We start from the raw sequence: 20,913 nt of genomic DNA, 5'->3' as shown, positions 1-20,913 counted from the left end.
AGCGTGCAGGTGGTCGATGACGTGCCGGTGCAGCCTACTGAAATTAATACGAGAGTTGAGGAGTTTTCGAATCCGGGTACCAACCTGATGATTATCCTAGATACCTCGGGCAGCATGGATTACGCCTCTGGTGTTGCAGGTTATACAAGTCGAATGGCTATTGCCAAAGCATCTATTTTGCAGTTGATTAATGGCTATGATGACGTCGGCAACGTCATGGTTAGACTTGTGGGATTTGCCAGTACAGCGACGACCAATTTCTTGGGGTCAGGGGATATCTGGTTGACGGCTACCCAAGCATTGAATGTCATCAATACCATTACCGATACACTGGGCAGTGGCGGTACAGACTATGACGATGCGCTGATCAAGGCCATATCTGCCTATGACTCTGTAGGAAAGATAATTGGTGGCCAGAATGTTCTCTACTTCCTTTCTGATGGGGAACCGACCGAAAGTACAACTTGGTCCGGTGTGGCTGGATCAGGTAATAACGGTATCAATGGAGCCGAGCAGTCAGCTTGGCAAACCTTCCTGACCAACAATGATATTAAGGCTTATGCTCTTGGCATGGGAACTGGCGCAACGGCGCCGGCATTGGAGCCAATCTCTTACAATGGTGAGTCGGGCACAGACTTGCCTGCCGTCATTGTGACGGATTTGAGCCAGTTGGCCAGTACCTTGTCCGCGACTGTGCAGGTACCAACCACAGGTAATTTGCTGGTAGATACAGGGGTGATCTTTGGTGCTGATGGCCCAGCTACGTTGCCCATTACCAGTATTTCCCACGATGCCGACGGCAATCCAGCTACTCCTGATGTGATCTATACCACGGCTTATTCTGGTTACAACGCAGCTAACAATGTGCTGACGATCCCAACTCATGGTGGTGGCACACTGTCGGTCAACTTGCTGACCGGGGATTACAGTTACAGTCTGTCTCTAGATGTGGCGAATGACTACATGGAGACATTCCATTACACCATCACTGATGCTGATGGTGATGTGAAGAGTGGGGAGTTGAAACTTATCACCACAGATGCCAGCGAGGTGACTGTTTATGACAACAGTAATCATGCGTTGGTCTACGAGATTACAGTGCCGGGCGCCATAACGAGTGTTCCATTGAGCGACTTCACTACTACCAGCAATTCAGCGAATAGCGGCTCAAATTATAACCCTTGGGTTTATGATTCGTCCGGTACCGGTATCAGCGTGATCGATTTGGGCGGCAATACGATAGGTACAGCAGTGGCCACTAATGGAGATAAGTGGATTTCCAGTACCCTCAATAACACTACATTTGACGGCGCAGTGACTAGTGGCACCTTACGGCTTGTTGACAACAATGGGACATCTACTGGGGCCGCGACCCTGCTCACGCCAGAGTTCACGACCAGCGCAAGTGGGGCAACCACACTGAGTTTCGACTATGACAGAAGCAACGTAAATGCTAGTGATGTTGTTACTTGGAGCCTCTATCAGTTCAATGGGAGCACTTGGGAGCAACTCAGTGGTGCCGGTTTCAGTGGCAGTCTGGCTGCAGATCCGGGGCCATTGACAACGATCACGACAGGGACACTGGCCACGAATACTAAATATCGTGTTTACTTCTCGGTTAACGATGGTGGGGGGGCTTCAGCATCTCGCCTTGATTTGGACAACATCAAACTTAACGTTACCGCTAGCGCGACCACTGCCGTGTCAGTTGTGGCGGCTCAGGGGAATGTGCTGACAGATCTTAACTTTAACCCGATGAGTAGCGATCCTTGGGGGGCGATCGATGCACTTGGCAGTGAGGTCTCTGTGCTTAAGATCTGGAACGGCAGCAGTTATAGCGCAGTCACGACCAGTCAGACGATAGCAGGGCTTTATGGTTCCCTCGTGATCCAAAGCGATGGCTCTTACATTTACACTCCAAATCCGAACTTGGCCAATCAGGGTAAATCGGATGTGTTCACCTATCAGGTCGTACAAAATGATGGGGATCAGGACACAGCTCAGCTGACCATTGACATTGGTGCGACGCCAGTAACGGTGCCTACACCAATAGAAGGAGCGGCTGACGATAATATCATCAATGGAACAGCAGGGGATGATGTCCTGTTGGGTAATGGTGGTAATGACACTATTAATGGTAATAGTGGCAATGACCACATTGAAGGCGGTACTGGCAATGACACCCTCTATGGCGGCGATGGCAATGACATCTTACTGGGCGGCGTCGATGCCGACATCTTGGATGGTGGTATCGGTGAAGACATCCTAATCGGTGGGCTGGGATCTGACACCATGACTGGGGAAAGCGGCAAGGATACCTTCAAGTGGGCTGCGGGTGATGTCGGTGGTAGCGACATTATCAAAGACTTTACCACCGGTTCAGGTGGAGATGTTCTGGATCTGAGCGAGCTGCTCAGTGGCGAACAGGCAAATAAAACATCACTGGATGCCTATCTCAACTTCAGTAGTGGCCCAGGGACAGGTAAATCGACCCTGACGATTGATTTGGATGGGACGTCTGGCGGCACAACCCACACGATTCTCTTTGATAACATTGACTTAACCGCAGGAGGCACGCGGGCAGATCAACAGATCATTGAGGATCTACTGACTCAGGGTAATCTCAAGGTTGATCCATAGTCGCAGGTAGGGACCGATTGATTCGGTCCCTACTTTTTTACGCCATGGGCGGCTAAGATAGTGGCCGTTTCAATGGGGAGGGCTGGTAAGGGGGGATGATGGAGCCGTTTAATTGGGTCGACATTGATGGCATTCGTTATAGCTGGGATGGGCAAGGCAGCATTAGTTGTGCGGGGCGTTTTGGTTATCACGCCACTATCGCAGGCGATCGGCTGGATGGATTAGAGATTGAGAATGAAGCCGGTGAAGTAGCCGGAGGGCTGTATATCGATTTTGCGACGGCAACCGCTGCATATGTGCCGGTTGCGGGGACTGAACATGCCCATGCCATGATCTTGGTCGGTCATCAGCAGGGGCAGCAAGAGTATCCATTAAGCAGCTTAGGGGGTGACTCATTACACAATTTGTTAGAGCAATCTGATCCTTTGGCGTGGAGCCCGATCATGGAGCAAACGGGGCAATTTCCCCAAGATGCTCACCAACATGTGGCGGTGACTAGCCAAGTGTTGTCATGGGACTCGTTTCATTTTGAAGATGAGTCACTGCTGCCCGCTATTGAAGGGGTGCCGAGTTCGACACATGTGCCGCCACTGAGCGAGCCAATTGTCATGATCAGCCTTGAATTAACCAATCAGGTATTTGACCAGCTGCCGCCACTGCACGAGATATGAATCCTGCTTAGCCAAGGGCATAATCGCCTCACTTTTTACTTGATGAGGTCTTTTGCTATGTGGCGTCCCTTTTTTACCCTCTCTTTGTTAGCCATCAGTTCCCCACTGTTGGCGCTTGATATCCCTGAAGTGCCCCATTTGGTAGTGAGTGGAATGTCTGAACAAAGAGTAGAGCCCGATATGCTGACCCTTAATGTCTCGGTCACTGCCCTTGAAAAACAAGGTATTAAGGCCAAACAACAGGTCGATACTCGGGTCGCTGCGTTTTTTGGTCAGCTCGAAGGGCTTGGCATCAAGCGCAGTGATGTCGAGGCCGGTAATCTCATGGTCTCCCCTGAATATCAATACAGTGACAATAAGAAGCCGCTGTTGATGGGGTATCGTGCTCAGCGGCAGTTGGCAGTGAAGCTCTATCAACTCGATAAGTTAAGTCAGTTGATGGATACCGCGCTTCAAGCTGGGCTTGAGTCAGTGTCAGAGATTGAATATGGCTTGAAATCACCACAAACCATCAAGGAGCAAGCCCGGTTAGGGGCGGTGGAGGATGCGAAGCGTAAAGCGGAGTCCTTGTCTAAGGCATTTGGCATGAAGCTCGGCAAGGTTTATCGCGTCGAGTATCGCAATGGGTCAGCGATGCCGCTGTACAGCCGTAACCTGAAGGCATTAGCGATGGCGGATGCCTCTGCGGCGGTCGAAAACAGTTATCAGCAACAGCAGATAACGGTCACCGATAATGTTGAGGCGGTTTTTTTGTTGGAGTGATGGGTAAACCATTCTGCAAGCCATATTCGCTGCCAACAATCCAGTATCTCATTATCGTTATTTCTCGCAATTTACACTTATCCATCACCGTGCTGCTACGGTGCTGGGTATAGCGCCATATAAAAAGCCGACTCAGGGTGACCTGAGTCGGCTTTTGGTTAGCAGGAGCCTGCTTAGGCTGTCGCGGAGGCTATCTCGGCCACGTCTGGTGCCTGATGACGGATTAGGTAATCAAAGGCTCCGAGCGCAGCGGTCGCCCCTGCCCCCATGGAGATGATGATCTGCTTGAACGGCACCGTGGTCGCATCCCCTGCGGCGTAGACGCCGGGCAAGGAGGTGGCCCCTTTGGTATCGATCTCGATCTCGCCCGTACGGGTCAGGGCAATCTCGCTCCCTTTGAGGAACTCGGTGTTTGGCACCAAGCCAATCTGAACAAAGATACCCGCCACGTTTAAACGCTTGATTTCACCGGTGGTACGGTCTTCGTAATCCATGCCGACCACTCTGCTGCCATCACCGATCACTTCGGTGGTGCGGGCGCTCATGATGATGTCGATATTGCCCATGGAGCGGGCCTTTTTCTGCAGGACATCATCAGCGCGCAAGGTATCGGCAAACTCCACCACGGTGACGTGTTCAACAATACCGGCCAGATCAATGGCGGCTTCGATACCGGAGTTACCACCCCCAATCACCGCCACCCGCTTGCCTTTGAAGAAGGGACCATCACAGTGTGGGCAGTAGGCTACGCCCTTGGTGCGGTACTCGATCTCGCCCGGCACGTTCAGGTCGCGCCAGCGGGCACCGGTCGCTAGGATTACGGCACGGCTCTTCAAGGTGGCACCGGAGGCCAGAGCCACGTTGACATAGCCATCTTTGCTAATGGCGGCAGCGCGCTGTTCGGTGATCACCTCAACGCCATACTGCTTGACGTGCTGTTCTAGGCTTGCAGCCAGCTTCGGGCCTTCGGTATAGGGCACGGAGATAAAGTTTTCGATGCCGACCGTATCCATCACTTGGCCGCCAAAACGCTCGGCGACGATAGCGGTGCGAATGCCTTTACGAGCAGCGTAGATGGCAGCAGCAGCGCCAGCGGGGCCACCGCCGACCACCAATACGTCGTAGGGGGCTTTGTCACTGAGCTCGGCGGCTTTGCGCTCGCTGGCGCCAGTGTCGAGTTTGGCGACGATTTCTTCTAGCGAAATTCGGCCTTGGCTAAAGGGTTGGCCGTTGAGATAGACGTTCGGCACCGCCATGATTTGGCGCTCATTGACCTCGTCCTGAAACAGGGCGCCGTCGATCATGGTGTGGGTGATGCCAGGGTTGAGGGTCGCCATCAGGTTGAGGGCCTGGACCACGTCTGGGCAGTTGTGGCAGGTGAGGGAGATATAGGTTTCGAAATGGAACTCGCCCTTTAGCTGCTTGATCTGCTCTTGTACCGCAGCATCAGCCTTGGAGGGGTGACCGCCACTTTGCAGCAAGGCGAGCACCAGCGAGGTAAATTCATGACCCATGGGAATGCCGGCAAAGTGAACCCGTGGGGCTTGGCCCTGCGGTGCGACACTCATGGAAGGCTTGCGAGCGGCAGTGCCAGAGGTCTGGGTGATCTTGGGGGACATCTCGGCAATTTCGCTGGCCAGTGCCTGCAGCTCTGCGGATTTGTCACTGTCATTGCCGGATACGCTGATCTCGATGGGATTGACGATGTACTGCAGATAGGTGTTTAGCTGTTGTTTGAGAGTGGTATCTAACATGGTCGAATTCCTTCTTAATAATGGCGGATCGGTGGCATGGTGGTGCCGGCAACAGACCGACATAAATTCTGTGATCCGGAAAGAAAACCGGCCCTGAAGCGGGCCGGTCTTGGAGGCGGGAGGCTTAGATTTTGCCTACCAGATCCAGAGACGGGGCCAGAGTGGCTTCGCCTTCTTTCCACTTAGCTGGGCATACTTCACCCGGGTGGGATGCAACGTACTGAGCGGCTTTGACTTTGCGCAGCAGCTCCAGGGCATCACGGCCGATGCCGCCAGCGTTGATTTCAACGATCTGGATAACACCCTGTGGGTCAATCACGAAAGTACCGCGGTCAGCCAGGCCAGCTTCTTCGATCATCACACCGAAGTTGCGGGTGATGGTACCAGTCGGGTCACCTACCATCGGGTACTGCAGTTTTTTGATGGTGTCAGAGGTGTCGTGCCATGCTTTGTGAGTGAAGTGGGTATCGGTAGAGACAGCGTAGATCTCAACGCCCAGCTTCTGGAACTCTGCGTAGTTATCAGCCAGATCGCCCAGTTCAGTCGGGCACACGAAAGTGAAGTCAGCCGGATAGAAGAACACCACAGACCACTTGCCTTTCAGGTCAGCGTCAGACACCTGAACAAACTTGCCATTGTGGTAAGCGGTGGCGTTGAACGGCTTGATTTCAGTATTGATGTAGGTAGACATGTATTAGCTCCTTGTGATGTACATGTGCCCGTCTGATATGAATGACCCAGACCTGACGAGGCGTTTGACTTTCGATGAATGCATCATAGAGGGTCAATCTAATCGATTAAAGCCACAATTTTGAATCGCTTAAATCTACTTAATAGATTGCCAGTGTTGCGGTCATTAACATGAATTTCTCAGGTCTTCTGAGATAACTCGTTGTCGGGGTTCAACATCGGTGCGGGTCATCCCTTTTTCAAGGGGAGTGGTGCGATTTCGCTGGTTGTTTTTAACAAAAAAGACAGTGAGCGAGATAAAACCCAGTGACAAAGGAATGCACCCCGCACCGGGACAGCACCAACGTCTGCGCTTAGCGGGTGGGTAATGAGGTTGATGCTGCTGGTGTTAACGCCCATCCCATTGCTGCTGGTTGGCTATGGGCTGGGCGCAACGCATCAAAATGCGGGCAACTTAAGTGTGTTGGCGATGCCGATATTGCCGTGTGCGTACTTGCAATGGCCAATAGAGCAGGCTCTAAGCCCCTGCGAGGGGCTGTGACATCAGAAATCAGTGAGGGGCTCTTGTTGCTCCATCAGCTCAAGCAAATTAATGGCCACAGCAATAAAATCCGACTCGGTGACAATCCCGACCAATTGATGGTTCTTCACCACCGGTAGGCAGCCATATTTATGACGCTGCAAATAGAGTGCGGCTTCTTTGATGCTCGCCTGCGGCGCCACGGTGGCGACGTGGTGAGTCATGATCTCATCGAGTTGGATGCTGTCGGTAAACTCAGCTTCTTGTTCTGGGCTGATCAGCAACAACTTCGATTCCTGAGTAGCCAAAATATCGGAGAGGGTCACCAGACCAAGTAGGTGGTGGCGGTCATTCACAATCGGAATATGACGGATCCGCTCTTGCTGCATTAACGCCATCGCTTGCTTGACACTGTTGCTGGGCCCCAGCGTAAAAGGGTGTTTAGTCATTATCTCTAAGATGGTGATCATAAAAGCCTCCTTTCACTGTGTTGACCATTACCCTAGCCTAGGGGGCGCTGGCAAAACATGATCCGGGTCAACGCTGCTCGTTAAATCACCACTCATGGTGGGGTAAAGATAAAATCTGGGCGCTATGCCTTATCGGGATAGGGTTTTTGGGTTGCCTTGGCCAAGGGGGATAACTAGACTAGCCGCCGATTCCCCCGAGGTGAAAGATGCAAGTATCCGATTTCCATTTTGATCTGCCAGATGCGCTGATTGCCCGTTATCCGATGGCAGAGCGGACGGCGAGCCGCTTGTTGCAGCTCAATGGCCAAACTGGTGCTCTGCGCCACGGTCAATTTGTCGATGTGCTGGATCAGCTCAACCCAGGTGACCTGCTGGTGTTCAACAACACCCGCGTCATTCCGGCGCGGATGTTTGGCCAGAAGGCCAGCGGCGGCAAGTTGGAGGTATTGGTTGAGCGCATTCTGGACGAGCACAGCGTGTTGGCCCATGTCCGTGCCTCCAAGGCGCCCAAGCCCGGCACCCGGTTGATCATGGCGGCGGGGCCTGACGGCAAGAGCGTCGAGGCCGAGATGCGTGCCCGTCACGATGCCCTGTTCGAGATCCACTTCCTTGACCCGCGTCCGGTGCTGGAGATTTTGGAGGCCATCGGCCACATGCCGCTGCCCCCTTATATTGATCGGCCCGATGAGGATGCCGATAAAGAGCGCTACCAGACGGTCTACAACCAGAAGCCGGGCGCTGTCGCTGCGCCGACCGCGGGTCTGCACTTTGATACACCGCTGCTTGAGAAAATTCGGGCCAAAGGGGTTGAAACGGCCTTCGTCACCCTGCATGTAGGGGCGGGGACCTTCCAGCCGGTGCGGGTGGAGAAGATTGAAGATCACCACATGCATGCCGAGTATGCCGAAGTGCCGCAAGAGGTGGTGGCGGCCATCGCCGCGACCCGTGCCCGTGGTGGCCGAGTGATTGCGGTGGGGACCACCTCGGTGCGCTCTTTAGAGAGTGCCGCCAAGGTGACGTTGGCCCAAGGCAAGCCGCTGGCGCCCTTTTTCGGCGACACTGACATCTTCATCTTCCCAGGGTATGAGTTTCAGCTTGTTGATGCCATGGTCACCAACTTCCATCTGCCGGAGTCGACCCTGATCATGTTGGTCAGCGCCTTTGCGGGGTACGATCAGGTGATGGCGGCCTATCAGGCTGCGGTGGCCGAGCAGTATCGTTTTTTTAGCTACGGGGATGCGATGTTTGTCACCCGTCGCCGGGGCGATGCGTAAGTATCGCCGCTGATATCGGGCCGGATGGCCCTTCATGGTCAGACTGTTTCTCTGACCCACAGAGAGGTTGTAATGAAATTTGAACTGAAAACCACCGATGGCCGAGCCCGTCGTGGCCAGCTGGTGTTTGATCGCGGCGTAGTACAGACCCCTGCGTTTATGCCTGTTGGCACCTACGGCACCGTCAAGGGGATGACCCCAGAAGAGGTGCGCGAGAGCGGTGCCCAGATCCTGCTCGGCAATACCTTCCACCTCTGGTTGCGGCCGGGTCAGGAAGTGATGCGCGCCCACGGTGACCTGCATGACTTCATGAACTGGCAAGGTCCGATCCTGACCGACTCCGGTGGTTTCCAAGTGTTCAGCTTGGGTGACATTCGTAAAATCACCGAAGAGGGGGTGCACTTTCGCCACCCCATCAACGGCGAGAAAATCTTCCTCGACCCCGAGAAGTCGATGGAGATCCAATACGATTTGGGCTCTGACATCGTGATGATTTTTGATGAGTGCACCCCATATCCAGCTACCTATGAAGAAGCGCGTAAGTCGATGGAGATGTCGCTACGTTGGGCTAAGCGCTCCCGTGACAAGTTTGATGCGCTTGGCAATAAAAATGCGCTGTTTGGCATCATTCAGGGATCTGTCTACGAGCCACTGCGCGACGTGTCGCTCAATGGATTGCTGGAGATCGGCTTCGACGGTTATGCGGTCGGCGGTCTAGCGGTCGGTGAGCCCAAAGAGGATATGCACCGCATCCTTGAGCACGTTTGCCCGCAGATTCCCGCCGACAAGCCGCGCTACCTGATGGGGGTTGGCAAGCCGGAGGACCTGGTGGAAGGGGTGCGCCGTGGTATCGATATGTTCGATTGTGTGATGCCGACCCGCAACGCCCGTAATGGCCATCTTTTTACCACTGATGGGGTGGTCAAGATCCGTAACGCGAAATATCGCAGCGACACCAGCCCCTTGGATGCTGATTGCGATTGCTACACCTGCCAGCACTACAGCCGTAGCTATTTGCACCATCTGGACAAATGCAACGAGATCCTCGGCGCCCGTCTGAATACGATTCATAACCTGCGTTATTACCAGCGGGTGATGCAAGGTTTGCGGGACGCGATCGAGCAGGGTAAATTAAACGACTTTGTGACAGAGTTTTACCGTCGGCAAGGGAAGCCTGTGCCCCCATTAGCTGAAAATGACGTGAAATAACAACGAGTTATAATCTAGTTACCTAATCTACATCAATAAGAGGTTGTTAAATGAGTATTATCCCCCAGGCATATGCACAAGGCGCGGCTCCGGCAGCACAGAGTGGTGGTATGGAAATGATCATCATGCTGGCCGTGTTCGGTCTCATCTTCTACTTCATGATTTACCGCCCGCAAGCTAAACGTGCCAAGGATCATCGTAATCTGATGAGCTCACTCTCCAAGGGCGATGAAGTGCTGACCTCTGGTGGTTTGATTGGCAAGATCGCCAAAGTGGCGGCCGACAACGATTACTTGGTGATCGCCCTCAACGACCAGACTCAAGTCACGGTTAAGAAAGACTTTGTGTCTGCCGTGTTGCCCAAGGGTTCTATCCAGTCCCTTTAATCCGCCAAGGAGCACAGCGTGTTAAATCGCTATCCGCTGTGGAAATACCTGATGGTGATCGTGGTGATCGCCATCGGTTTTCTATATGCAGCCCCCAATCTTTACGGTGAAGACCCAGCGTTACAGGTCTCTGCTAGCCGCGGCGCCGAAGTCAAGCTAGAGACCCTTGATCTGGTGAACGAGACGCTAAATGCGGCCAAGATCCCAGTCAAGCATGCCGCGTTTGAGCACGGTTTTATTCTGGTGCGTTTTAAGAACACCGAAGATCAGCTCAAAGCCCGTGACGTGGTTGCCACTAAGCTGGGTGATAATTTTATTACTGCCCTCAATTTGGCGCCTGCTACGCCCGCTTGGCTCAACGCGATAGGTGCTGCGCCGCTCAAACTCGGTCTCGATTTACGTGGTGGTGTGCACTTCCTGATGGAGGTGGACATGGCCGAGGCGCTGACCAAGCAGCAAGAGCAGATGGTGCAAGATTTCCGCTCGGAGTTGCGTACTCAGAAGATCCGTTACTCCGGCGTGCGTCGGGTCGGTGATCAAGTACAGGTGCTGTTCCGTGATGAGGCAGATCAAGAGCGTGCGCTCTCTCACCTGCGTCGCCAGAACCCGGACTTGGCCTTTACGACCGAGCAAAAAGGGGATGAGTTGATCCTGCTGGCGGCATTGACCGAAGCCAAGATCAAAGAGGTGAAGAAGTATGCCCTTGAGCAGAACATCACCATCATCCGTAACCGGGTCAATGAGTTGGGTGTCGCTGAACCGTTAGTGCAGCAGCAAGGTGCCGAGCGCATTGTGGTTGAGCTGCCGGGTATCCAAGACACCGCTCGAGCCAAGGAGATCTTGGGGGCAACGGCAACGTTAGAGTTCCACATGGTGGATGAGACGGCCGATATTCAGGCCGCAGCTGATGGCCGTGTACCGCCTAGCTCTAAGGTTTACAACGATCGCAATGGCCGCCCAGTTGTCTTGCAAAAGCGGGTGATCTTAACCGGTGACCACATCGTGGGTGCTCAGTCTGGTTTTGATGAATACAGTCGTCCTCAGGTGAACATCAAGCTAGATGGCCAGGGTGGCAACAAGATGGCCAACTTTACCAAGGATAACGTGGGTAAAGGGATGGCCACCGTGTTCATCGAGTACAAACCGGTTGGCCAGCCAGGACCCGATGGCAAGCGTAAGTTCCGCAAGCAGGAGGAGGTGATCAACGTCGCCACTATCCAGTCGCGCCTTGGTAGCCAGTTCCGGATCACCGGTATCGACAACGCCAACGAAGCGCATAATCTGGCACTGCTGCTGCGTGCCGGTGCCCTGATCGCGCCGATCCAGATCGTGGAAGAGCGCACCATCGGCCCGAGCCTCGGTCAGCAGAACATTGACAGCGGGATGGAAGCCATCGGCTGGGCCATGCTGGTGATCGTGCTGTTCATGGGGATCTACTACCGCGCGTTTGGTTGGGTCGCCAACTTAGCACTCAGTATGAACTTGGTGTTGATCGTCGGTATTATGTCGATGATCCCAGGCGCGACCATGACCCTGCCAGGTATTGCGGGTATCGTCCTGACGCTAGGAATGGCGGTGGATGCTAACGTGTTGATCTACGAGCGTATCCGCGAAGAGATCCGCAACGGGCGGGGGGTCCAGCAAGCCATCCATCTGGGCTTTGACCGGGCTTTCTCGACCATCGCAGATTCCAACGTTACCTCACTCATTACCTGTGTGATCCTATTTGGTATTGGCACCGGCGCCATCAAGGGCTTTGCCCTGACGCTGGGTATCGGTCTGAGTGCGTCTATGTTTACCGCCATCACGGTATCCCGCGCCATTATCAACTTGGCTTGGGGTGGACGGCGCCTCGACAAGCTGCCGATCTGAGGATAGAGACGATGTTTCAGATTCTACATTTTGAAAAACCCATCCCCTTTATGCGTTATGCCAAGCCGGGTGTGGTTTTCTCTACCTTGCTGATGCTGATTGCGCTTTTTTTCCTGTTCGATCGAGGATTGAACTGGGGGCTCGACTTTACGGGTGGCACCACGATTGAGGTGGGGTTCCAGCAATCGGTTGATCTCGATGAAATGCATAAAGTATTGGATGAGCAAAAGATTGAAGGGGCAACCCTGCAACATTTTGGCTCCATTCGTGATGTGCTTGTACGCCTAACGCCCAAAGAGGGAGTGAAGGTGGAGCAGCAGGGGAATGAAGTATTAGCCGCCGCTAAGCTGATTGACCCTGCCGCTGTGCTTAAACGTGTCGAGTTTGTTGGGCCCTCGGTCGGCGATGAATTGGCGACCGATGGCGCACTGGCAATGCTTGCCTCGATCATCTGTATTTTGATCTACGTGGCAGTGCGTTTTGAGTGGCGTCTTGCGGTGGGGGGGATTATATCGCTCGTCCATGACGTCGTGATCACCCTCGGTGTGTTCGCCTATTTCCAGTACGAGTTTGACCTGACCGTGCTGGCAGCATTGATGACGTTGGTGGGGTACTCGCTGAACGATACCATCGTGGTGTTCGACCGCTTGCGGGAGAACTTTCGCAAGGTACGTAAAGGGGATACCGATTATATCTTGGATCTCTCTATGACCGAGACCCTGAGTCGTACCATCATCACCTCGGGTCTTACCTTTGTGGTGGTGCTGGCACTGCTGCTCAAAGGAGGACCACTGATCCACGGTTTTGCTGTGGCGATGGTTATTGGGGTTGCCTTTGGTACTTACTCTTCTATCTATGTCGCGAGTGCGTGTGCCATGTTCCTTGGCGTTAAGCGTGAACATATGCTGCCGGCTCAGGTAGAAAAAGAGGGTGAAGATCAGCAAGAGATATTACCGTAAACAGCAGAGCGCCTAAGGGCGCTCTTTTTTCATTGCAGAGTCAGCAGGAGGCGAGTGACATGCACCATAATCCCCGTTTTTTAGCATTGGTTGAGATGATCCGTTCTCGAGTTAACGAAACCGATGTCCATCAAATCAAGCGCTGGCAGGATGAAGGCCGGATATTTCATTTAGTCGATGTGCGTGAAGAGAGTGAATGGGCCAAAGGACATTTGCCCGGTGCAGTTTATTTGGGGCGTGGCATCATTGAGCGGGATATTGAAACCCGTTATCCAGACTGTGCTACTGAGCTTTACCTCTATTGCGGCGGCGGTTTTCGTTCCATTTTAGCGGCGGATAATCTGCAACAGATGGGCTATCACAAGGTGATCAGTGTTGACGGCGGCTTTCGCGGCTGGTTAGAGGCGGGATATCCTGTCGAATCTTGATTTATTTGTAGTGGAAGAGTTGCACTACATGACAAAGCGCGGGTTGGCCTTTACCATATGGGCGATAAAGCCTCAGTGTCGGAGTGTTCATTGAACGTCAGGAAAGGGATGAGATACTTATTCGGTATCTTGCTGCTGTCAGCAATGTGGGGTTGCAGTAGCACGAATCAAATGGGTGATGCTAAGGCACTGAAACCGCAGCCAGCATCGCTTGTGCTAGCGACACCGTTACAAGTCTCTTACCAAAGCGAGCTCGCATTGGCGCGACTTGGACAAATGCTCACCGAGCTTGAGCTGACTAGCGAGCAGCGGGCTGAGCTTTTTTATGAGCGTGCGGTGGTGTTTGATCGGGTTGGCCTTCGTTCACTTGCGCGCCTTGATTTCAACCGTGCTTTGCGGGAAAAGCCTAGTTTTGCAGAGGCTTATAACTTTATCGGTGTCTATCTGGTACAGCAGCAGAACTATGATGAAGCCTACGAGGCGTTCGATTCTGCTCTTGAATTAGCCCCCGATTACGACTTTGCCTACTTCAATCGTGGTATTGCACTCTACTATGGTAACCGTCCTGAGCTAGCCGCAGCGGATATTAAGCGTGTCTATGAAGTGCAACCGGAAGACCCTTACCGAGTGATCTGGCTCTATTTGGCCGAGCAGAAGATTAATGCCGCAGCGGCGATGAGTCGGATGCGCGAGCGGCTAAACCAGCATGATGATGGGGCATGGAACTGGGACTTAGTTCGCCTTTACCTCGGTGAAATCAATGCCTCGCAACTGATGGCTAATGTTGTCAAAGGGGTAAAGGATAATAAGGAGTTGGCTGAGCGGCTGTGCGAAACCTACTTCTATCTGGGCAAATTTGAGCTGGGTAAAGGTAATCGCAAAGAAGCTATCAGCTACTTCAAATTAGCGCTTTCCAATAATGTGTATGATTTTATCGAGCATCGGTACGCCCTGCTTGAGTTGGAGCTGATGGCCCGCAAGCCGTTGCCACCGGGGGCTCAGAGTAATGAGCCAGCGAAGAGCAGCGCATCTTCTTGAATACAAAGGCCTCGCGATGAGGCCTTTTTGTTGGGCGAATGGCGGGCTTATTCTACCAGACTCATGCCGGGGATCTGGCGCCAGTAGCCGTTGCAATCGCGATCCTGCTGCAGAACGAGGGGCTGATTGCCCTGCCGGTTGGCTTTGAAGCGGGCCAGCATCGCCAGCGTCTCCATCCCTTGCGGCGAAAGCCTGACCACATCCACCAGACCTTCCATACCAGTCAGCTCGTTACCCAGGTTGTAGCAGTAGCCGGACTGGGTCTGGATCCCGTTGAGATTGAACACCCGCTGCCCCTCGCGGCTGTTGGCCAGTCGTCCGGTGGGGTAGTGGATGCAGGCGAGCTCGCAGTTGTCCTTGGGCTTGTCGAGGGAGCGGGCGGTGAAGCAGCGCGCCGAGTAGGCGAGTGGCAGATGGCCGTAGGCAAACACCTCCACCTCAAATTGGTCGCGCAGGGGGCCCAGATCCTGAGTGAGCTGGATCAGCCAGTCACGGGAGAGCTCCACCGGCATGACCCAACGTTTCATCCCCTGTTTGAGCAGCATCCGCAGCACATCGGCGTTATAGGCGTTGATGGCGGGGCTACAGACAAAGGGGATCCCTGCTTCCCAGGCGAGTTGCACCGTACCGAGATCGTTGGCTTCGACCATCAAATCGCCGTTGTCGACCAGCCGCTTCACCTCTTTGAGCTCGGAGGGGGCGGAGATAAGGGCGAGGGTCGAGAGCACCACCTGCTTGCCGGAGTTGGCCACCTGACGGGCCAGCGCAATCCAGTCATCGACTTTGAGTTCGCGCCGCTTGCTGCAGACGGTTTCTCCCAGATAGATGATGTCGGCCTGGCTGTCGGCCGCAGCATGATAAAAGGCGTCGGTATCGGCTTTGGGCCAGTAGAAGAGCAGAGGCCCGAGAGAAAATTGCATGGATGGGCTCCTTATTGCCACTGACGATGGTAGGCGCCGAGGGTAGTCTGACTGCCTTCGGAGACGCGGGCGAGCTGGGCATCCCACTCAGCGTTGACCTGATAGGACTCGGGATTGGCCTGATAGGCATCGATGGCTGCACGCCATACCCGGGTCACTTGCTCCACATAGGCGGGGCTGCGCTGGCGCCCTTCAATCTTGACCGACTGGATCCCGGTCTTGAACAGCTCGGGCAAGAGACCCAGAGTGTTGAGACTGGTCGGCTCTTCCAATGCATGGTAGGTCTGGCCATCCACGTCGAAACGCCCCTTGCAGAGGGTTGGATAGCCGGCATTTTCGCCCGGGCCGTAGCGGTCGATCAGCACTTCGTTGAGCCGCGACTCGAGACCGCTAGGGGTCTCTTCCCAACGGACGAACTTGGCCGGTGAGCAGGCGCCGACGGTGTTGGGGCTCTCGCCAGTCAGGTAGGAGGAGAGATAGCAGCGCCCCTCGGCCATGATGCAGAGGCTGCCAAAGGCGAATACCTCGAGGCCAACATCGGTCTCACGGGCCAGTTGCTTGACCTGATGCATGGAGAGCACCCGGGGCAGCACTACCCGTGTAACATTGAATTGCTGCTGATAGAAGCGAATGGCGGCGGCATTGGTAGCGCTGGCCTGCACCGAGACATGGAGTTCCATCTCGGGGTAGTGGCGGCTGGCATATTCCAGCACGGCGAGATCGGCGATGATTAACGCATCGGCGCCGAGGGCCACCCCGCGATCAACCGCCTGTTTCCATCGCGCATCGGCCCCGGGATGGGCAAAGGTATTGATGGCAATATGCAGCTTGCGACCATGTTGATGCACATAATCCACCGCCTTCTCCAGTTTGCGGTCGGTAAAGTTGAGACCGGCAAAGTGGCGGGCATTGGTGTCATCCTTGAAACCGATATAAACGGCATCAGCCCCGTTATCCACGGCGGTTTTCAGTGCCGGCAAACTGCCTGCCGGACAGAGTAATTCCATTGGTACGCTCCGAGAGTGCATATGAAGGGCAAACGAGCCCTGATTGTATGCAGCCACGCACACCCGCTTTTTGACCTGAGGCAGTTTTGTGTGGTTTTACCCTTCTTGAGGTAACCCTGCACAAGTTTGATTTCCAACAGGATCTTGCCACTCTCCCTGTGTTTGAATGCGCAAAAAAGGGAGTCTATCGTGTTTCAACAACTGCAACGCCGCCTGGTCGAACAGGCTCCGCGCTTCTTGCGCCATCCCCTCAAATTGGTTCCTTTCAATCTGCAAAAGCAGCTGATGGAGGGCTTGCTGGCACGGGTATTCAAGGAAGCTATCGCGGATGGCGATTTCGAATTTCTGGCAGGCAAGTGGCTGAAAGTAAAGGTCACCGATCTGGCGCTGTGCTGGTATATCAGTGAGCAGAACGGTCAATTGGTGGTGGCGCGCGAGTGTGCCAAGGCCGATGTTTGTTTTAGCGGCACCGCCAACGACCTGATCCTGATTGCCGGTCGCAAAGAGGATCCGGATTCGCTCTTTTTCCAGCGCAAGCTGAAGATAGAAGGGGATACCGAACTGGGCCTTGAGGTGAAAAACCTGATGGACAGTCTGGACCTTGATGGTTTGCCCAGCTTAATGAAGTATCCATTGATGGACCTAGCGGGCCTCATTGAACAGGCCCGCGCTCATTCAGTGCCAACTGCGGTGGCAACGACGTCGGGGCGTTCGATCTCTTAATTTGTCCGCCCGAGCAACACATGGGCGGCGATAGTGGTGGCGGGTGTACAGACAGCGGCAGGCCCACAAGCAAGGGAGGATAGCCCATAAAGCGTGTAGGCCAGATAAGCGCGACAATCCTAACCCAAGCAACAACCAGCCAAAGGGCTGAGCTTCATAAAGCCACATCGGCAGCAACCAGCGTTTGGCGGGTAAAATCACTAAATCAGTGCGCCGATAACGGGAGCGCATGATCCAAGTCAAGGTCCCCGCGATGAACAGGAGTCCTCCCGCTAGCCAAAGCAGTGGTCCTTCACCCAGTAGTAAGATGGTGCAGGCCACAGCCAAATATAGGCTGGGCAATAACTCATAAAGTGGGCTAGGCAACACGATGTGCTGGCTCCTTGCTGATCTGGCGGCTCATCAATGAGTGTAACGTGGCTTTGTCACTCCTTCGGCTACGCAGTAACCAAGTATCAGACTTTTATCGGGCTATCAAGCACCATTAACGGTGCCAAAATCACCATGGCCTATGTTACAATTGCGCGCCATTTTTGACTGAAGATTGATGAGGCATGCTGGATCAGATACGAATTGTATTGGTAAACACCTCTCATACCGGCAACATGGGGTCTGCAGCGCGCGCTATGAAGACCATGGGACTGAGTCACATGGTGTTGGTTGACCCGCAAGCCTTGCCGGATGACAGTGCTTACGCCCTAGCCGCAGGTGCCAGTGAGATGCTGGCCAACTGTCGTATCGTATCCACGCTCGACGAGGCGATTGCCGATTGTGGTCTGGTGATTGGTACCAGTGCTCGTTCTCGTACGTTGAGCTGGCCTATGCTGGGGCCGCGCGAAGCGGGTGAGAAGTTGGTCGCTGAGGCGCCGCGACACCCGGTTGCGTTGGTATTTGGCCGTGAACGCACCGGTCTTACCAATGATGAGCTACAAAAGTGCCACTACCACGTGGCGATTCCTGCTAATCCTGAGTACAGCTCCCTCAATCTCGCCATGGCGGTACAGACCCTCTGCTACGAAGTAAGGATGCACTGGCTGCAACGCCAACCTGATGAAGAAAACATAGAAAGCGTTTTTGATTACCCTACCGCTGAGCAATTGGCTGGGTTTTATCAGCACCTTGAACAGACGCTGCTTCAAACAGGGTTTATCAGTGACGACCATCCTGGTCATGTAATGAGTAAATTACGTCGCTTATTCAACCGTGCTCGTCCACAGACGGCAGAGCTCAATATTTTGCGTGGAATTTTAACGTCGGTGCAAAAACAGAGACCGCAGGATAAACCCGACTAAACGAGTCAACTATATACTTGACTGAATTAGTCGGGTATGTGACCATGCCACCGTGTTGATTGGTTCGCAAAATGGTAAGGCATATGAGACTGACTTCAAAAGGACGTTACGCGGTGACTGCCATGCTCGACGTGGCATTACATGCAGAGCAGGGGCCCGTGCCTTTGGCTGATATTTCCGAGCGCCAAGGCATCTCGTTATCCTATCTGGAGCAGTTATTTGCCCGCCTACGTAAGCATGGTCTGGTGAGCAGCGTACGAGGCCCAGGTGGTGGCTATCGCCTTGGATTAGCGCCAGACGCTATCTCTGTAGGTGAGGTGATCACCGCCGTTGATGAGTCGGTAGATGCCACTAAATGCCTCGGTAAAGGGGGATGTCATGGTGGCACCCAGTGTCTCACACACTCCCTGTGGCGGGATCTCAGTGAGCGCATTTCTAGCTTTTTGGGTGACATCACATTGGCGGAATTAGTGAGTCAGGCCGATGTTCGCCGGATTGCTGGTAAGCAAGATGAACAGATGAAAACCGTGTTGTCCCTGGTTGAACGGGCAGAACGCGGCGATGTGAGCTTAAAAGTCCAACTATAAACAAACGTGCTTTCCACAGCTTGCCGATGTGTGGCGTTAGCTGTAACGGAGAAAAACATGAAACTGCCTATTTACCTTGATTACTCGGCAACCTGTCCGGTAGACCCCCGTGTCGCAGAAAAGATGATGCAGTGTCTGACCATGGATGGGCTGTTTGGTAATCCTGCTTCTCGTTCCCACCGTTTTGGCTGGCAAGCCGAAGAAGCGGTAGACCTGGCCCGTAATCAAGTGGCAGAGCTCATCGGTGCTGACCCGCGCGAGATCGTGTTTACCTCGGGAGCGACCGAGTCTAATAACTTGGCGATCAAGGGGATTGCACACTTCTACGCCGGTAAGGGCAAACACATCATCACCTCCAAAACTGAGCACAAGGCAGTACTCGACACCTGCCGCCAGCTGGAACGTGAAGGTTATGAAGTCACCTACCTCGAACCCATGCCAAATGGGTTGTTCACCCTTGAGATGATCACCGCAGCCCTGCGTGATGACACCATTTTAGTCAGCATCATGCACGTCAATAACGAGATCGGTGTGGTGCAAGACATCGCGGCCATCGGTGAGCTGTGCCGTTCACGCAAAATCCTGCTGCATGTGGATGCGGTACAAAGCGTCGGCAAAATCCCAGTAGACGTAGAGGCTCTGAAGGTCGATTTGCTCTCTGTGTCCGCTCACAAGGTCTACGGGCCCAAAGGCATTGGTGCTCTTTATGTCCGTCGTAAGCCCCGTGTTCGTCTGGAAGCGCAGATCCATGGTGGTGGTCACGAGCGTGGTATGCGTTCTGGCACCTTAGCGACTCATCAGATTGTTGGCATGGGCGAAGCGTTTCGTATTGCCAACGAAGAGATGGCCAGTGAAGGTCCGCGTGTCATGGCCCTGCGGCAACGCTTGTGGGACGGCATTAAAGACATTGAAGCCGTTTACATTAATGGTGATCTAGAGCAGCGGGTGCCGGGCAACCTTAACGTCAGCTTTGCCTATGTAGAAGGGGAGTCCCTCATCATGGCGCTCAAGGACCTGGCTGTTTCCTCTGGGTCTGCTTGTACCTCTGCCAGCTTAGAGCCCTCCTATGTACTGCGGGCGCTGGGTCTCAATGACGAATTGGCCCACAGTTCGATCCGCTTCAGCATGGGACGCTTTACCACTGAAGCTGAAATTGATTATGCAATCCAGCTTATCCGTGACTCCATCGGCCGCCTGCGTGAGATGTCTCCGCTGTGGGAGATGTACAAGGATGGTGTCGATCTAAATACGGTCGAATGGGCTCATCACTGATCCCACTGGGTCGGTGAACAACGGCATTAAAGGAGTGAGATATGGCTTACAGTGAAAAAGTGATCGACCACTACGAAAATCCTCGCAACGTAGGCGGCTTCGACAAGAATGACCCAAATATCGCCACTGGCATGGTGGGAGCGCCCGCCTGTGGCGATGTGATGAAACTGCAACTGAAAATCAGCGATGATGGCATTATCGAAGATGCCAAGTTCAAGACCTATGGCTGTGGTTCTGCGATTGCTTCTAGCTCGTTGGTGACCGAATGGGTCAAAGGTAAGACGTTAGATGAGGCGGCGAGCATCAAGAACACTGACATTGCCGAAGAGTTAGCGTTGCCACCGGTAAAAATCCACTGCTCGATTCTGGCTGAAGATGCCATCAAGGCGGCGATTGCCGATTATAAGCAGAAGAAAGGTCTCTAAGGTCAGGAGCGCAG

At 53.8% G+C, this 20,913-nt stretch carries 21 protein-coding genes; 15 read left to right on the top strand and 6 right to left on the bottom strand.

Annotation, left to right across the window (positions count from 1 at the left end; translation table 11 throughout):
- From CUC53_RS07335 to CUC53_RS07325, 3 genes are all read left to right on the top strand, one after another.
- Positions 1-2,640: type I secretion C-terminal target domain-containing protein (locus CUC53_RS07335; protein ID WP_100293554.1), on the top strand; the 2,640-nt coding region annotated here is incomplete at its 5' end.
- Positions 2,641-2,738: 98 nt separating this feature from the next.
- Positions 2,739-3,311 (top strand): hypothetical protein, encoded by a 573-nt coding sequence (locus tag CUC53_RS07330; protein ID WP_100293552.1) that lies wholly within the window; start codon positions 2,739-2,741, stop codon positions 3,309-3,311.
- Positions 3,312-3,368: 57 nt separating this feature from the next.
- Positions 3,369-4,073 carry an SIMPL domain-containing protein gene (locus CUC53_RS07325; protein ID WP_167386711.1) on the top strand — a complete coding sequence of 235 codons (705 nt, stop codon included), beginning with the start codon at positions 3,369-3,371 and terminating at the stop codon, positions 4,071-4,073.
- 173 nt (positions 4,074-4,246) lie between these two features.
- On the opposite strand, the gene ahpF is transcribed toward CUC53_RS07325, so the two are convergent.
- The 3 genes from ahpF to CUC53_RS07310 form a co-directional block, all read right to left on the bottom strand.
- The gene (gene ahpF / locus CUC53_RS07320) at positions 4,247-5,827 is read right to left on the bottom strand and encodes an alkyl hydroperoxide reductase subunit F (protein WP_100293550.1); all 1,581 of its coding nucleotides are present in this window, start codon (positions 5,825-5,827) and stop codon (positions 4,247-4,249) included.
- A 124-nt stretch (positions 5,828-5,951) separates the two neighbouring features.
- Complete coding sequence (gene ahpC / locus CUC53_RS07315; RefSeq protein WP_100293549.1) at positions 5,952-6,518, bottom strand: alkyl hydroperoxide reductase subunit C; 567 nt, start codon at positions 6,516-6,518, stop codon at positions 5,952-5,954.
- A 542-nt stretch (positions 6,519-7,060) separates the two neighbouring features.
- The gene (locus CUC53_RS07310) at positions 7,061-7,507 is read right to left on the bottom strand and encodes a CBS domain-containing protein (protein ID WP_100293548.1); all 447 of its coding nucleotides are present in this window, start codon (positions 7,505-7,507) and stop codon (positions 7,061-7,063) included.
- 206 nt (positions 7,508-7,713) lie between these two features.
- Here CUC53_RS07310 and queA point away from each other — a divergent pair, with 206 nt between their 5' ends.
- The 7 genes from queA to nlpI all read left to right on the top strand — a co-directional run bounded on the left by queA (position 7,714) and on the right by nlpI (position 14,673).
- Positions 7,714-8,781 carry a tRNA preQ1(34) S-adenosylmethionine ribosyltransferase-isomerase QueA gene (gene queA / locus CUC53_RS07305; protein ID WP_100293547.1) on the top strand — a complete coding sequence of 356 codons (1,068 nt, stop codon included), beginning with the start codon at positions 7,714-7,716 and terminating at the stop codon, positions 8,779-8,781.
- 72 nt (positions 8,782-8,853) lie between these two features.
- Entirely contained in the window at positions 8,854-9,990 is a 1,137-nt protein-coding gene (gene tgt / locus CUC53_RS07300; RefSeq protein ID WP_100293546.1) for a tRNA guanosine(34) transglycosylase Tgt, read from the top strand.
- A gap of 50 nt (positions 9,991-10,040) precedes the next feature.
- Positions 10,041-10,376, top strand: a complete 336-nt coding sequence (gene yajC / locus CUC53_RS07295; RefSeq protein WP_100293545.1) for a preprotein translocase subunit YajC — start codon at positions 10,041-10,043, stop codon at positions 10,374-10,376.
- A gap of 18 nt (positions 10,377-10,394) precedes the next feature.
- The gene (gene secD, locus CUC53_RS07290; RefSeq protein ID WP_100293544.1) at positions 10,395-12,248 is read left to right on the top strand and encodes a protein translocase subunit SecD; all 1,854 of its coding nucleotides are present in this window, start codon (positions 10,395-10,397) and stop codon (positions 12,246-12,248) included.
- 11 nt (positions 12,249-12,259) lie between these two features.
- On the top strand, positions 12,260-13,207 hold the full coding sequence (gene secF / locus CUC53_RS07285; RefSeq protein ID WP_100293543.1) for a protein translocase subunit SecF: 948 nt from the start codon (positions 12,260-12,262) through the stop codon (positions 13,205-13,207).
- Positions 13,208-13,266: 59 nt separating this feature from the next.
- Entirely contained in the window at positions 13,267-13,635 is a 369-nt protein-coding gene (locus CUC53_RS07280; RefSeq protein ID WP_100293542.1) for a rhodanese-like domain-containing protein, read from the top strand.
- 90 nt (positions 13,636-13,725) lie between these two features.
- Positions 13,726-14,673 carry a lipoprotein NlpI gene (gene nlpI / locus CUC53_RS07275; RefSeq protein ID WP_338027655.1) on the top strand — a complete coding sequence of 316 codons (948 nt, stop codon included), beginning with the start codon at positions 13,726-13,728 and terminating at the stop codon, positions 14,671-14,673.
- 47 nt (positions 14,674-14,720) lie between these two features.
- Here nlpI and CUC53_RS07270 read toward each other — a convergent pair whose 3' ends face one another.
- Together CUC53_RS07270 and ubiU are read right to left on the bottom strand one after the other, a co-directional pair.
- Complete coding sequence (locus CUC53_RS07270; protein ID WP_100293541.1) at positions 14,721-15,593, bottom strand: U32 family peptidase; 873 nt, start codon at positions 15,591-15,593, stop codon at positions 14,721-14,723.
- Positions 15,594-15,604: 11 nt separating this feature from the next.
- Positions 15,605-16,600 carry a ubiquinone anaerobic biosynthesis protein UbiU gene (ubiU, locus tag CUC53_RS07265; RefSeq protein WP_100293540.1) on the bottom strand — a complete coding sequence of 332 codons (996 nt, stop codon included), beginning with the start codon at positions 16,598-16,600 and terminating at the stop codon, positions 15,605-15,607.
- Between the two features lie 189 nt (positions 16,601-16,789).
- On the opposite strand from ubiU, the gene ubiT reads away from it, so the two are divergent.
- On the top strand, positions 16,790-17,323 hold the full coding sequence (gene ubiT, locus CUC53_RS07260) for a ubiquinone anaerobic biosynthesis accessory factor UbiT (RefSeq protein ID WP_100293539.1): 534 nt from the start codon (positions 16,790-16,792) through the stop codon (positions 17,321-17,323).
- Here the strand turns inward: ubiT and CUC53_RS19490 are convergent.
- Positions 17,276-17,692 carry a hypothetical protein gene (locus tag CUC53_RS19490; RefSeq protein ID WP_420808047.1) on the bottom strand — a complete coding sequence of 139 codons (417 nt, stop codon included), beginning with the start codon at positions 17,690-17,692 and terminating at the stop codon, positions 17,276-17,278. The two genes, ubiT and CUC53_RS19490, sit on opposite strands and share 48 nt — an antisense overlap.
- A gap of 185 nt (positions 17,693-17,877) precedes the next feature.
- Between CUC53_RS19490 and trmJ the strand changes: the two genes are divergently transcribed.
- From trmJ to iscU, 4 genes are all read left to right on the top strand, one after another.
- Positions 17,878-18,615 (top strand): tRNA (cytosine(32)/uridine(32)-2'-O)-methyltransferase TrmJ, encoded by a 738-nt coding sequence (gene trmJ / locus CUC53_RS07250; RefSeq protein WP_100293538.1) that lies wholly within the window; start codon positions 17,878-17,880, stop codon positions 18,613-18,615.
- Positions 18,616-18,698: 83 nt separating this feature from the next.
- Positions 18,699-19,202, top strand: coding sequence for a Fe-S cluster assembly transcriptional regulator IscR (iscR, locus tag CUC53_RS07245; protein WP_100293537.1), 504 nt, complete (start codon positions 18,699-18,701; stop codon positions 19,200-19,202).
- Between the two features lie 57 nt (positions 19,203-19,259).
- Entirely contained in the window at positions 19,260-20,474 is a 1,215-nt protein-coding gene (locus tag CUC53_RS07240) for an IscS subfamily cysteine desulfurase (RefSeq protein ID WP_100293536.1), read from the top strand.
- A gap of 41 nt (positions 20,475-20,515) precedes the next feature.
- Positions 20,516-20,899, top strand: a complete 384-nt coding sequence (iscU, locus tag CUC53_RS07235) for a Fe-S cluster assembly scaffold IscU (RefSeq protein ID WP_100293535.1) — start codon at positions 20,516-20,518, stop codon at positions 20,897-20,899.
- Positions 20,900-20,913 lie beyond the last annotated feature (14 nt).

It is taken from the genome of Aeromonas cavernicola, assembly GCF_002795305.1.
GTDB classification, from domain to species: domain Bacteria; phylum Pseudomonadota; class Gammaproteobacteria; order Enterobacterales; family Aeromonadaceae; genus Aeromonas; species Aeromonas cavernicola.
The sequence above is the reverse complement of the archived record's forward strand: the minus strand, read 5'-3'. Positions and strand labels throughout refer to the sequence as shown.

Excerpts from the sequence above, each read along its gene's own strand:
- iscR (WP_100293537.1), top strand. The coding sequence starts at position 18,699 with ATGAGACTGACTTCAAAAGGACGTTACGCGGTGACTGCCATGCTCGAC.
- CUC53_RS07270 (WP_100293541.1), bottom strand. The coding sequence starts at position 15,593 with ATGCAATTTTCTCTCGGGCCTCTGCTCTTCTACTGGCCCAAAGCCGAT.
- ubiU (WP_100293540.1), bottom strand. The coding sequence starts at position 16,600 with ATGGAATTACTCTGTCCGGCAGGCAGTTTGCCGGCACTGAAAACCGCC.
- CUC53_RS07330 (WP_100293552.1), top strand. The coding sequence starts at position 2,739 with ATGGAGCCGTTTAATTGGGTCGACATTGATGGCATTCGTTATAGCTGG.
- queA (WP_100293547.1), top strand. The coding sequence starts at position 7,714 with ATGCAAGTATCCGATTTCCATTTTGATCTGCCAGATGCGCTGATTGCC.
- secF (WP_100293543.1), top strand. The coding sequence starts at position 12,260 with ATGTTTCAGATTCTACATTTTGAAAAACCCATCCCCTTTATGCGTTAT.
- trmJ (WP_100293538.1), top strand. The coding sequence starts at position 17,878 with ATGCTGGATCAGATACGAATTGTATTGGTAAACACCTCTCATACCGGC.
- ahpF (WP_100293550.1), bottom strand. The coding sequence starts at position 5,827 with ATGTTAGATACCACTCTCAAACAACAGCTAAACACCTATCTGCAGTAC.
- CUC53_RS07280 (WP_100293542.1), top strand. The coding sequence starts at position 13,267 with ATGCACCATAATCCCCGTTTTTTAGCATTGGTTGAGATGATCCGTTCT.
- CUC53_RS07310 (WP_100293548.1), bottom strand. The coding sequence starts at position 7,507 with ATGATCACCATCTTAGAGATAATGACTAAACACCCTTTTACGCTGGGG.
- CUC53_RS07325 (WP_167386711.1), top strand. The coding sequence starts at position 3,369 with ATGTGGCGTCCCTTTTTTACCCTCTCTTTGTTAGCCATCAGTTCCCCA.
- CUC53_RS07240 (WP_100293536.1), top strand. The coding sequence starts at position 19,260 with ATGAAACTGCCTATTTACCTTGATTACTCGGCAACCTGTCCGGTAGAC.
- ahpC (WP_100293549.1), bottom strand. The coding sequence starts at position 6,518 with ATGTCTACCTACATCAATACTGAAATCAAGCCGTTCAACGCCACCGCT.
- yajC (WP_100293545.1), top strand. The coding sequence starts at position 10,041 with ATGAGTATTATCCCCCAGGCATATGCACAAGGCGCGGCTCCGGCAGCA.
- tgt (WP_100293546.1), top strand. The coding sequence starts at position 8,854 with ATGAAATTTGAACTGAAAACCACCGATGGCCGAGCCCGTCGTGGCCAG.
- iscU (WP_100293535.1), top strand. The coding sequence starts at position 20,516 with ATGGCTTACAGTGAAAAAGTGATCGACCACTACGAAAATCCTCGCAAC.